The following is a 12,062-nucleotide window of genomic DNA, read 5'->3' as shown; positions in this document are numbered from 1 at the left end:
GACGACCCGGACAACCCGAAGAACAAGCTCTCCAGCGACCCGAAGAAAGCCGACAAGGGCATCCGGGGCACCTACCCGAACACCACGAACCCGCTGCTGACCGGTGGCGGTGACATCACCGGTTACCAGTTCGGCTCGACGTTCAAGATCTTCCCGCTGGTGGCGGCCCTGGAGAAGGGCTACCCACTGGAGTACACAATCAACGCCAAGAGCCCGTACGAGTCGAAGTACATTGTCGAACGGGGCAGCCCGGCCGCCTGCGCGGGCACCAACAAGTACTGCCCCAAGAACGCCAACTCCAGCATGAACGGCGTACACAACATGTGGAGCGCCTTCGGCGCCTCGGTCAACACGTACTTCGTGCCGCTGCAGGAGCGGGTCGGCGCGGCCTCCGCCGTCGACGTGGCGCAGCGCCTCGGCATCACCTTCCGGGCCTCCAACGACGCCCGGTTCGCCGCCGACCCGGAGGGTGCCAACCAGTGGGGCGCCTTCACCCTCGGCGTCTCCAGCACCACGCCGCTGGAGATGGCGAACGCGTACGCCACCCTCGCCGCCGACGGCAAGTACTGCAAGCCGATCCCGGTCAAGGAGATCCGCGACCAGGACGGCAACAGCCTGGACATCGCCCAGCCGCAGTGCAAGCAGGTGGTCTCCACCGAGGTGGCCCGGGCCGCGATCGACGCGGCGCGCTGCCCGGTCGGCGACAACTCGTCGACGTCGCAGTGCCGGGGCCGCACCGCCAACGGCGTGCGCAGCATCGTCGGGCACCCGGTCGCCGGCAAGACCGGCACCACCGACGCCGAGAAGACCGCCACCATGGTGGTGACCACCAAGCAGCTCGCCGTCGCCGGGGTGCTGGCCGACCCGGACTGGGCCGACACCAACGCCGAGATGAAGCACACGATCGTCAACCCGGCGGTCTACGAGACGCTGCGGGACGCGATGAAGGGCAAGGAGAAGCAGCAGTTCAAGGCACCGAGCGGCAAACTGGTCCGCGGTGAGCAGCGCTCCATCCCGGGGGTGCAGTGTCAGTCGATCGACAACGCCCGGTCCCGGCTGGCCGGTGCCGGATTCGAGGTCGAGGTGGACCGGTCCGGTGCGGTCGACTCCACCTGCCCGGCCGGCACCGCCGCCGGCACCAGCCCGAGCGGCCGCACCATCAAGGGCGGAGTGGTGATCATCCGGGTCAGCAACGGCCAGGGTGCCCAGCCGAGCCCGGGCGACGGTGACGGTCCCGGTGGGCCGGGCAACGGGCCGGGACGTCCCGGTAACCCGGGCAACCCGGACGACTGACTGGCGAAATCTAGTGGCGGGCGGGCACCGATCCACATCGGTGCCCGCCCGTCCGCTTCAACCCCTGCTCGCCCGGTACGAGAACTTCCGAGCCGGACCAGTTGATGTCGAGGTTGCCGAGGTCGCTCTCGGGCTGGTCGTCCTCGTCGAGAGTGCTGAAGGCGGCATGGTAGCAGCCGAACCCGTGGCCGCCGGCCAGGGTCGCGATCGCCCAGCCGCGCAGGTTCTCCTCCAGCTTCTCCGGCTGACGTGGGTCGACGGCGACCCGGATGACTTCGAGCAGGTCGTACGTCTGGTCGCGCGTGCCGGCGCTGTCGATGCGGCACAGCGAGAACCCGTACCGCTCGCCTTCCTCCCTCGTCTTGAGCTCGGTTGAATAGTTTCGGTACTGGGAGATTTCGGGGGCGGCGAATCGCCGATCACGTGGTCGGCTTGCTCCGGGTGTTGTCGTTCCGGGTTGGGGCGGGGGTTCGTGGTGTGGTCGGGCCGCCTGGTCGCGCGTCGGTGTCGCTGTGGTCAGCCGGGTGCCGGGCGGACGGCGGTGAACAGGTTGTCGAACGCGGCCTGCGGATGTCCCGCTGGCGGCCGTCGGTTCTCCCCAACGGCGGCCAGTTAGTTCCCCGCCGTGGGTGGTGTTTCTGGTCAGTTCAGTAATTTCACCCGCTGTCCGGTGGTGGCCTGGTTGAGCCGGAAGCTGTCGCCCTGTATGACGACGACGTGGGCGTAATGCAGGTTCGAGCTGACGGCGAGGCTGCGGCGTTCGTAGGCGGCGTCAACGAGGCGGTAGAAGCCTTCGGCGGCGTCGGGTGAGACGGTTGACATCCTCGCCGCCCTAAACGGCGGCGATTCCAGCCACGCCGCGCGTGATACGCGCGGTGTTCTGGTGGGCTACCGTTTCACCGCGCGGTGCCGGGACGGGTCCCGGTCCTACCCGCGCTCCACGGTCGTTGAAGTCCGCCTGCCCGGCGGCCTTGATGTTGATCGCCGCGTTGACGTCCCGGTCGTGGTGACCGCCACACGGACAGACCCACGACCGCACGTCCAACGCCATCCGCTCGTTGATCCGGCCACAGTCCGAGCACATCCGGGTGGACGGAAGCCACCGGTCCACCCGGGCGAACGGTCCCCCGAGCTGTCCCGGGCGGTCCACGACGCGAACTCGACCGCCCGTACCCACATCCCGAACCCGACCACCGGCGAGTGCCACCGGTGCGGCGGCGTACCCGGCCCCTGCCGGCCGTTCCTGCGGGCGATCGCCATCCTGGACCGGTGGGACCCCAGTAGTGCCCGGCGGATCCGCGCCGTACTCCATCTCTCCGGGCTGATGACCGCCGGATACCCGCGCACGACGACCAGGACGAGTCCGCCGAGTCGTACGGAGCGTCGGACGATGCCTGACGACGAAGCTCTGGTGTGCCCCGGTGATCTGGTGGCGCTGCGGCAGTGCGACCACGTGGACGGCAAGCGCCCGGTCCGGCTCCGAGTCCAGGAGGTCTGGCCCTCCCCGCAGTGGCGTTCGTGGATGCTGCTTCACGGCCGGGGAATCAACGCTGAGGAGCCTGACCGCGACGGCAAGACGGTCAAGGTCCAGGCTGTACAAGGACGAGCTCAACCGGCCGGGCGCGGTCCTCAGCAGGGGCCGTCGGACCCGGCTGAACGGCCGGCCCGCCCGGATCTCTCCCGGGCGGGCCGGCCGGCTTTCAGCGACAGATCAGCGACGAATCACCGATGGGTGACGGTGGCTCACCGGCGCGGTGCCTCGTCGGCGGCGAAGGCGCTGACCCACGCCAGCGCCGAGTTCCAGTTGATGGTGATCTCGTTTGTCGACCAGGCCTCCAGGTTGTCCACGTAGCACAACTGGGGGGCGCAGCCGTGCAGCCAGGACGCCGACAGCGGGTCCTGCAGGCTGGAGTTCGGCCCGCCGGACACCGAGCCGACCGGCGGATTCGGCAGCGTCGAGTCGAACGACCTCGCGTACCAGCGGCTGTGCTGGTTCTTCGCGTCGTTGGTGCCGTACCCGGTGACGTAGGACTGACCGAGGGCGTTGCGGCCCAACAGGTAGTCGAACGCCTCGAACACCGCGTCGACGTACATCGTGTTGCCGGTCAGGTCGTACGCCGTGGCGATCACCACCTGATTGTTCAGGATCGACGCGTTCGATCCCCAGTCGTACAGACCGCTGGCCGGGGTGTACGTCTGCCCGAACCGTTCGGCCTGCTGGAACGAGATCAGCCGGTTCGCCGCGGTCGTCACCCAATGGCGGATCTGCGCCTGCTCGGACAGTCCGCTGCCGAAGCGGGCCAGGTCCAGCTGGGCGAGAGCGGCGACCTGCCCCCAGTAGAAGCCGTTCTGGTTGAACGCCGCCCCCGCAGTGTGGTACGGGTTGGCCCGCACCGCGTCGAGGTACGTCCCGCTGCCGGTGGTCAGGTACAGCTGCGTCGCCGCCCAGTAGAACTCGTCGGTGACGTCGCTGTCGGCGTACGGGCCACCGCCGGAGCGGTCCGCCCTGGGCGCGTAGAGCGTCGGGTTGGCCAGCGCCGCGGCGTAGGCCCGCTGCGCCGCCGACCGCAGCCGGGAGGCGAAGGCCGCGTCGTACGGGGCGTAGAGCCGCGCCCCCTGGGCGGCGACCGCGGCCAGGTTCAACGTCGCCGCCGTCGACGGCCGGTGCAGCTCGCGCTGCTTCGTGTCCTGGTGCGGCAGCATCGGCGGCCCGGTCCACGACTCGTCGTGGACCTTGTGGTGCACCATCCCGGCCAGTGGCAGCCCGTCCGGTACCTGCATCTTCAGCATGAATTCGAGGTTCCAGCGGGCCTCGTCGAGGATGTCGGGCACGCCGTTGCCGCGCTCCGGGATCGCCAGGGTGGAGTCGCCCAGCGGCCCGGACCGACCCACCGCCACGGCCCGTTCCCACGCCGAGAGCAGCTGGTAGGTGGCGATGCCGCCGTTGACCACGTACTTGCCATGGTCACCCGCGTCGTACCAACCGCCGGTGACGTCCAGCGTGTAGTCACATGTCCAGTTGTCCATGAACGACTGCGGGAACTGGCACGGCACCGCAGTGTCGCCCCCGCCCGGCGAGGACGCCACATGCCCGGCCGGGCGGGCGTACTCCGCCCCGGCAATGCCGCCGTCGATCGCGATGCCGCTCCGGTTCGGGTAGAAGAACCGCATCGAGTCCGTTCGCAGTGACGCGTACAGGTCCGTCCGGATGTCGAACGGGTAGCTGGCCTGGCCACCGACCACCAGCTCGAACCGGCCGGTCGCCGTAACCGAGCTGAAGTCGACCAGGTGGACCGAAGCGCCGGCCGAGCCGTCGAAGCCGGCCGGGACGGTTTGCCCGGTCGCCACGTCGCCGCCGCCGACCCGCCGCAGCGTCCAGGACTGCGGGTTCGCCGCGTCCGTCACCAGCGTCGCCCGTTTCGGCCCCTGCGGCAGGTAGCCGTGCTGGTTGACCTTCACCGCCGGACCCCGCTGCGCCTGGTACACGTAGCTGGCACCGTTGAGCGTCACGTCGTCCATGCAGAACTCGTACGCCTGGTCCGACCCGCCGAGGCGGAACTGTACCTGCGACAGCACGTACTCCTGGCTGAAGCTGGTGTTGAAGGTGTACTCGTAGGTCCGCCACGCCCCGCCGGTGACGGTCGGATACTTGACCAGGTACGTCGTGTGGTTCGGGTTGTCGAACGGAGCGATCTGCACCACCAACGGCACCGTCTCGCTGGTCCGCACCCGGAACCGGAACGTGTAGGAGTTCCCTCGTGGCAGGTAGATGCTGTTGTGCCCGACAAGCACATCCCATGGCTTCTCCGATGCCGGGGCGGTCACGCAGAAGACCCCACCGTCCACCTTCGGCGTCATCCCCGCGTTCACCCACCACGGTTTGAAGCTGCCGGTGAAGTTGCTGTTCTGAATCAGCCGGCCAGTCACCTGCGGACGCGGATCACCACCGCTGTACGCCGGCAGCGTCCCCGGCGGAAGCTGCTCCGGGGAGGTCGGTACGCCTGGCTGGCCCGGCCCCTGTTCGCCTGACCCGTAGCGCGGCAGCCGCCAACCGTCGACGCCGCCCTCGACGCTGTCGAGCAGCAGCAGGTCCGCGACCTGGTCGCCATCGAGGTCGCTGAAGATCGCACCGGAGCCACCAGCCAGCGGCGCACCCATCCGGATGGTGCCCAGTGACCGCCAGCCGGTCGAGCTGGTCCACGGGCTGCCGACGTTCTCCCATGCCTGGACCCCGCCAGTGACGTAGTCGACCAGGAGCAGATCCGCGCGGCCGTCCCCGGTGACGTCGGCGAAGTAGACCTTCCCGCCGCCCTGTCCCTGGCCCGGATGCCCGAAGCCGTCAATCCGGCTCCAATCAGCCGGCCCGGGCAGGCCCCACGCGGTGTTCTCCCAGGCGCTCACGGTGTTGTCCGCAGTGACCGTCAGGTAGTCGCTGTCACCGTCACCGTCGATGTCGAGGAAGAAGCGCCGCTCGGCAGCGGCGAACCCGAGGTTGTCCGCGACCTGGCTGCCCGCCGCCCACCGGATGTCGCTGATCGACGACTCACTGCGCCAGGCTTGGATCATCGGGACACCGGTCGGTGACTGGCTGGCCTCGAGGACCGCGATAAGGTCGGCTCGGTCATCGCCGTCGAGGTCGCCGAAGTGGACCTGGTCGGCGTTGAACTGCTCCAGTATGTCCTCGATCGGTCCGGCGTCACTACGCTGCGCCCAGAGCCGCTGGCCGTCCTCGCCACACCCGACGTTCTGCGACAGTTCGGCGCGTCCGGCCGCCGCGACCAGGATCCGGTCCGACAGGCCGTCGCCGTCGACGTCCGCGTACTGCAGTTTGGTCCTCGATACCGTTTCGCCCGAGCTGTTGTCGTTATCGAGCAGATCGAGGCGCCGCTTGAGGCCGTCCTGCATCCGGCCGAGTTCCTGCCACCCGAGCCCAGTGCCGTTGCCGGAGCTGGGGTCGTAGCCGGGGCACTTGCCGGTCGCGAACGTTCCGATCCCGTGCCGGGCTGCGAGCTCCACTGCCTTGCGCAGGACGTCCGCGGCCTCGGCCGTGAACATGTCGGCTGCGTGGCTGACGAGGCTCTTGAGCGAGTTCCACACCTTGAGGCTGGTCTCCCTCAGGAACTTCCCCAGCGCGGCGTACATGGGCCGGACAGTCGACTCGACCAGCTGAATGGCACCGTGCAGGGTCGCGCCGACGAACGCACCGCCGAGCGCGGTCCCGAGTACGTCCGACCACACGTCGCTATTGATCTCCTTGCCGGCGAAGACAGCCGACAGCAACTCCCGTACACCGCCTGCGATGAATCCCGCGAAGGCTCCGCACAGCACCGCGGCCACCGGCGCCTCTGGCGCGAAGAAGGCAACGCAGGTGCCTTCGACGAGCGCCCAGACACCGAAGAAGATCAACGCCAGCGCGATCTTCTTCAGGACGCCGATCCAACTCCACGCGGCCTCGACCTCCGCCTGCGGGATCACTATCACCAGGTGGTTGGCCATCCGGTGAATCTCGCCGTCGAAGTCGATATCCTCGTCCTGCTCCGCGTAGTACCCGATCCCGAACTCGTCCGCCTTTGCGAGGAGGTACGAGCTCAGGCTGGCTCCCGCGTCGCGCGCCTGGTTGGCGTCGTCAACCTGACGTTGCAGGATCTCGCGGAGCTCAGCCTCGTCGCGGGCGGGGGTGAACTCCAGGATCGCGACGATGTCGTCGTCGCGCTCTGCGAACACGCCGAAACTCCCGATGTCCCGGGCGCAACCAATACGTAGCGTGACCTCACCCGGTCCGGTCGCTCCAGCTTCGAGAGCCGATTCACCGAATTCGCAGCCTGACGCGCTCTGCGCCGCGACGGGTCGTGCGTGGCCGGTCACCACCAGCACGACCACCAGCGCGAGCGCAACGCAATAGGTCCATAGTGGTCGACGTCTGGCTCGCAGCCAAACTAGGGTTTGCATCAACTGCAGCACCCAACTCTTCATCGCCGATGTGGCGAACCTGAACAGGAGACGGGGGTGTGACCCGGACGGGCAGCGGACTGCCGCCGGCGGCGATGTGGAGGTGATCCTACGCATCTGTGATCAACCAGGAAAGCGCAGGTCCCGGCACCAGCCCCAGCCACCGCAATGGATGGACTGAGGCCTGGACTCACGAGATCCGGCCCCGAACAACAGCCCCTACCGCTCGGATCCTGAGTGTTCACCAACAGTCAGCATTCACTAGGGATCCACCTGGACGTGGCCCAGAGAGTGGTGACCATACAGCCCTAGGGCGTGTATCAAAGTCGGTCACAGCCACTCGTTGATCGCCGCGACCTGCACGGTCGCCTCGTACCGGACGGCGAGTTTGTCGTAGCGGGTCGCGACGGCACGGTCCAGGTTGACCACCGGGATGCCGGCCTCGGTTGCGCTTGAGCCGGTTGATCCCGCACTCGACCGCGTGGCGCTGCTGGTAGATCTCGGGGTCGAGTGCGGGATCAACCGGGGCACCCGGATTCGGTCGAGGACCGTCGTGAACTGCGGGCTGTCGCCACGCTGCCCACCGGTCAGCACGATTGACAGCGGTTTCTGTCCCTGTTCACAGCCCAGGTGCAGTTTCGTGGTCCGTCCGCCACGGGAACGCCCCAACGCGTGGTCGTCGGGTTCCGACCCGGTACCGCCGGGCGGTTCGGCCTGCAGATCCCCCTTTTACGCGCTCCGGCGGCGTGCTGGTGCGCGCGGCTGATCGTGGAGTCCACGGACACGTCCCAGACGATCCGTCCCGCCGCGTCGGCCAGGGCCTGCAACGCGGTCAGGATCCTGGCCCAGGTCCCGTCGCGCTGCCACCGGCGGAACAGGGCGTACGCCGCCGCCCAGGAGCCGTAGTGGTCGGGGATGTCCCGCCACGGGGCGCCGGCCCGGGTCCGCCACCGGATCGCGTCGATGAGCTGCCGTTTCGTTGATGCGGGCGGTCGGCCCGGCCGGCGTGCGGTGGGCAGGAGAGGCTCCAGGACTGCCCACTGAGCGTCCGTCAGGTCGTGCCGCCTCGTCACCGCTACGCTGGTCACGAGGTCTCCGTGTCGATGGTTCGTCTTGGTCGATAAGCCATCCACCGGAGACCTCGCTGTTTGCCGGGCAGCGACACACCGGAAGTTCGTCACCCGCCCACCTGCTCGGTGAACGTCCGGCGTCGACATCCACCCTGGTCGCAATGCCAGCGGCGTTTGCGCCACCGTAACCGCGTCGCCCGGCTCGCCACGGGCAGATCCCGGGGCCGGGTCGTCACCCAGTCCTTGACCCGCCGGGCCCGCGCACCGCAGTCCGAGCGGCATCGTACCTGCTCATCGGCGGTAGACAGAGCGACCACCGGGACACCGTCGGGGTCCAACCTGACCCGGTCCACCATCCAGGCCCAGCAGCCGGGTCATATTGTTGACCATGCTCGCAGCTCTCCGCTTGTGAACATCCGATCTAGACACTCAGATGATCACCGAAGGGCTGCGAGCCCTCTACGCCAGGGTCACCGTCAACCGCGAACCCCACTCAACTCAGAAGAGCCGTTGAAGGCCAGGCAAGCAACTGCTCCGATGGAGCTTACGTATTGAGTGGCATTCACTGTATCGGGACTGCGGGAGCTACTCGCAGTCCCGATAGGCTTTCAAGTTCGGCACCTATCGCAGCTTCCGGTCAAAGGCCGAGCTGGCGGCGTACCGCGGCTGCCACCCGGCCTCCCTCGGCCTGGCCGGCCACCGCTGAATCGAGATAGATCACCAGCGCTCCTCGTCACGCATCGCGACAAGCGAGGCGGCCACGTCCACATCCTCGTCACCGAGCTTCGGGGGAAGCGGCACAGAGCCGCCGCCGGTGGGGGCGACGGCTCGCCCCGCCGCTACCAGCTTCGCCAACACCGACCGGTCGTCGCCTACCGGAACAAGTCGGGCAATCGGGTGTCCGCGGTCGGTGATCTCGACAGTCTCGCCACCACTCACCCGAGCCAACACCTGACTCGTGTTCTGATTCAGCTCTCGGACACCGATACGCTCCATGGACACGAGTGTAGAACTAGATGTTCTACGTTTCCAGCTCCTGGTGATCCGGCGACAGCAGACAGCCGGTCGGCCGTCACCCGCCTCGTTTCCGCCTCGGCCGTCGCGGTTACCGAGCCGGGTGCAGAGCAGGCGTGGTCAGCTCGGGAAGCGACCGCGGCGCCACTGCCAGTGGCGGCCGGCGGACAGGTGGTCGACGACGGCGCGTTGCAGAACGGTACGGCGTGGTAGCGCGTCGAGCGGCGTGCTCAGGGTGCGGAACACGAACCGCAGCACCTCGACGTCGGCGTCCGGCCCGTCCTGCTCCTGGTACGGCTCCAGCTCGAACCGGCGCTGGAACCGGACGATGTTCGAGTCCGCCGGCAGGTACTCCCGCAGTTGCGGGTCGAGCAGCCACGACCCGCAGGCGAACGCCGCGTACCGCCCGTCGGGGAAGTGCCGGGGGAAGAACGCGCGGGCCGCGTCGAGTGACGCGCTGACCGCCTCCGGGGTCAGCGGCCCCGCGTCGGGGATGTGCAGTTCGATGGCGGTGTCGCTGCGGTGGTGCTGCAGCCGGCCCAGCTCGTAGAGGCCGCCGCGCACGTGCAGGGTCAGCCAGGCCTGCATCACCGGCCAGCCCTCGCCACGCATCCGCCGGTCGATGGCGAGGTTGCGGCCCAGGTCCGCGAGGGTCGCCCAGGACACGGCGTCGGCGATGCCGTGGGCGCGGTGGTACGCCCGGACGACGTCGACCAGGGCCAGGTACGCGTACACGTAGAGGTGCCGCCAGGCGGGTCCCCGGTCGCGGGGCAGCTCCGGGCCGGGTGCCAGCCAGCCGTAGCCGCCGAGGTCGGCCCGGACCAGGGCGATCGTCCGGTCGAGCAGCCAGCGCAGCTCCGGAGTCCACAGCGGCGAGTCGGGATCCGGCCAGCCGGCCATGATTTCGGCGGCGTCGTCCGGCCGCACCGCGAGCCGGTCCAGGATCGCGGGCGCGTCGGCCCTGGCCGGCAGCGGAGCCGACGGCCGGTCACCGGCGAGCCGGTGCACCCGCTCGACGTCGGCGACGGGCACCCCGAGCCGGGCGGCGGTCTCGTCCAGGTTCACCCGGACGACGCTACCGCCCAGGCCGCAGTTACCGGCGTGCTGCGGGCGACTCGCCTCCGGCAACTGCGCTGCCCGGTGCGGCGGTCAGGGAATTCGGGCGACCGCACCGTACACCGACACGTCGGCTGCCGCCGGACGTGGCTGGTCCTGCTCGTCGGCGCGCCAGTCGCTCACCACCCCGATCCCGGGTGGTACGAGGTCCAGGCCCTCCACCAGCGCGGCGAACTCGGCGCGTTCCCGGGGCCAGATGTCGGTCTGCCCGGCAGCCAGCATCCGGTCGTAGACCGCTGCGATCGGTGCCGGGAGGAAGTCCTTGGTCGCGTTGCTGACGACCAGGTAGCTGCCCGGCGGCAGCGCGTCGACAAGCTCGGCGACGACCGGTGCGGCCGCCCCTCGACCCGGCAGGAAGTGCAGTACCGCGACGAGCATCAGCCCGACCGGCTTGGACAGGTCCAGGGTGGCGAGCAGGTCGGGATGGTTGAGGATCTTGCCGGGCTCGCGCAGATCGGCCTCGATGTAGGACGTTCTGCCCTGGGTGGTGCTGGTCAGCAGGGCCCTGGCGTGCACCATCACCATCGGATCGTTGTCGACGTACACCACCCGCGACTCCGGCGCGATCGCCTGGGCGATCTCGTGCGTGTTGTCCGCGGTGGGCAGGCCGGTGCCGATGTCGAGGAACTGCCTGATCCCGGCCTCGGCGGCCAGGAACCGGGTCGCCCGGCCGAGGAAGCGGCGGTTTTCTCGCGCCGCGATCGGCGCGCTCGGCCAGGCCGCCGCGATCTGGTCCGCCGAGGCCCGATCGACGGCGAAGTTGTCCTTCCCACCGAGCCAGTAGTTGTATCGGCGGGCCGGATGCGGCACCGAGGTGTCGAGCCGGTCGAACAGCGTTGCGTCGTGGTCGGCCATGAGAACCTCCGGAACCCAGTTGAGTACGCCGGGCCGTCGGCTGTCGCGCCGACGGCCAACGGGCGACCGAGCTTACTGGACGGTTTACTGTGTGCTGGCCCGGCGGGCGCACCGTCGTCCCGCGACAGCCGTCAAGCCGGCAGCGTACCGCGCGGCAACTACCGTCGAACAGGCGAGGTGATCGCCTGTAGTTCGCTGGCGACCTCGGCGATCAGGTCGGTGAGCGAGTCGCGGTTGCCGGGCTCGACCCAGCGGGTGTACGCGACCCGGAACACGGTGACACCCGACTCGGTGGCCAGGGTCGCCGCGGTCTGGTCAAGGCCCTTGGCGCACAGCGCGGCAACGACCGCGGCCGCCAGCGAGCCCATCTTACGCAGCTCACGTTCCTGCAGCTCGGGACTGCTCTCGATGATGGTCTGGCGCACCCGGACCAGCTCGAGACGGTCGGCGAAGATCTCCTCCGCCACTTGACGGAACGCGGCGACGACCGCTTCGAAGGGGGCGGCGTCCGTCTCGGTCACCGCCTTGACGAGCAGGTCCTCCAGTTGCTCGCTGCCGCCGAACAGCGCCTCGCGTTTGTCGCCGAAGAGCCGGTAGAAGGTGCGTTTGTCGAGGCCGGCACGGGTGGCGATGTCGGTGACCGTGGTCTGTTCGAAGCCGCGTTCACGGAACAGCTCGAAGGCGGCCGCCTCCAGGCGGCCGCGTGCGTCCGGTTGCCAGCGGGCCATGCCGCGATGGTATCCGATGTCACACTACGACATCTTC

9 protein-coding genes and 1 pseudogene are annotated in these 12,062 nt (G+C 68.9%); 2 read left to right on the top strand and 8 right to left on the bottom strand.

The features are described from left to right. Both O7553_RS30095 and O7553_RS30090 read left to right on the top strand, forming a co-directional pair. Positions 1 to 1,293 (top strand): penicillin-binding transpeptidase domain-containing protein (locus tag O7553_RS30095; RefSeq protein WP_281552876.1); only part of this gene is annotated, 1,293 nt, incomplete at its 5' end. 40 nt (positions 1,294 to 1,333) lie between these two features. After that, positions 1,334 to 1,669: a hypothetical protein gene (locus tag O7553_RS30090; RefSeq protein ID WP_281552773.1), complete on the top strand. Its 336-nt coding sequence runs from the start codon at positions 1,334 to 1,336 to the stop codon at positions 1,667 to 1,669. Positions 1,670 to 1,935: 266 nt separating this feature from the next. On the opposite strand, the gene O7553_RS30085 is transcribed toward O7553_RS30090, so the two are convergent. From O7553_RS30085 to O7553_RS30045, 8 genes and pseudogenes are all read right to left on the bottom strand, one after another. Further along, positions 1,936 to 2,115: a hypothetical protein gene (locus tag O7553_RS30085; RefSeq protein ID WP_281552772.1), complete on the bottom strand. Its 180-nt coding sequence runs from the start codon at positions 2,113 to 2,115 to the stop codon at positions 1,936 to 1,938. A gap of 921 nt (positions 2,116 to 3,036) precedes the next feature. Next, positions 3,037 to 7,017 (bottom strand): glycoside hydrolase family 9 protein, encoded by a 3,981-nt coding sequence (locus O7553_RS30075; RefSeq protein WP_281552770.1) that lies wholly within the window; start codon positions 7,015 to 7,017, stop codon positions 3,037 to 3,039. Positions 7,018 to 7,572: 555 nt separating this feature from the next. Further along, positions 7,573 to 8,330: pseudogene (locus tag O7553_RS30070) on the bottom strand (IS5 family transposase). An 89-nt stretch (positions 8,331 to 8,419) separates the two neighbouring features. Next, on the bottom strand, positions 8,420 to 8,668 hold the full coding sequence (locus O7553_RS30065; protein ID WP_281552769.1) for a transposase family protein: 249 nt from the start codon (positions 8,666 to 8,668) through the stop codon (positions 8,420 to 8,422). A gap of 361 nt (positions 8,669 to 9,029) precedes the next feature. Then, positions 9,030 to 9,308 carry a type II toxin-antitoxin system prevent-host-death family antitoxin gene (locus tag O7553_RS30060; protein WP_281552875.1) on the bottom strand — a complete coding sequence of 93 codons (279 nt, stop codon included), beginning with the start codon at positions 9,306 to 9,308 and terminating at the stop codon, positions 9,030 to 9,032. Positions 9,309 to 9,446: 138 nt separating this feature from the next. Continuing rightward, positions 9,447 to 10,391, bottom strand: a complete 945-nt coding sequence (locus O7553_RS30055) for an acyltransferase domain-containing protein (RefSeq protein ID WP_281552874.1) — start codon at positions 10,389 to 10,391, stop codon at positions 9,447 to 9,449. An 84-nt stretch (positions 10,392 to 10,475) separates the two neighbouring features. Then, complete coding sequence (locus O7553_RS30050) at positions 10,476 to 11,297, bottom strand: SAM-dependent methyltransferase (protein ID WP_281552873.1); 822 nt, start codon at positions 11,295 to 11,297, stop codon at positions 10,476 to 10,478. Positions 11,298 to 11,455: 158 nt separating this feature from the next. Continuing rightward, positions 11,456 to 12,025, bottom strand: coding sequence for a TetR family transcriptional regulator (locus tag O7553_RS30045; RefSeq protein ID WP_281552872.1), 570 nt, complete (start codon positions 12,023 to 12,025; stop codon positions 11,456 to 11,458). Positions 12,026 to 12,062: the final 37 nt, after the last annotated feature.

Origin of the sequence: Solwaraspora sp. WMMA2059 (assembly GCF_027497315.1) — a bacterium.
Taxonomy (GTDB): Bacteria; Actinomycetota; Actinomycetes; order Mycobacteriales; family Micromonosporaceae; genus Micromonospora_E.
Note: the sequence above shows the minus strand (reverse complement) of the source record. Positions and strands in the feature narration are given on the sequence as shown.

What these genes read in the sequence shown, in the direction of transcription:
- O7553_RS30085 (WP_281552772.1), bottom strand. Translation starts at nt 2,115, where the DNA reads ATGTCAACCGTCTCACCCGACGCCGCCGAAGGCTTCTACCGCCTCGTT.
- O7553_RS30065 (WP_281552769.1), bottom strand. Translation starts at nt 8,668, where the DNA reads ATGGTGGACCGGGTCAGGTTGGACCCCGACGGTGTCCCGGTGGTCGCT.
- O7553_RS30060 (WP_281552875.1), bottom strand. Translation starts at nt 9,308, where the DNA reads ATGGAGCGTATCGGTGTCCGAGAGCTGAATCAGAACACGAGTCAGGTG.
- O7553_RS30050 (WP_281552873.1), bottom strand. Translation starts at nt 11,297, where the DNA reads ATGGCCGACCACGACGCAACGCTGTTCGACCGGCTCGACACCTCGGTG.
- O7553_RS30045 (WP_281552872.1), bottom strand. Translation starts at nt 12,025, where the DNA reads ATGGCCCGCTGGCAACCGGACGCACGCGGCCGCCTGGAGGCGGCCGCC.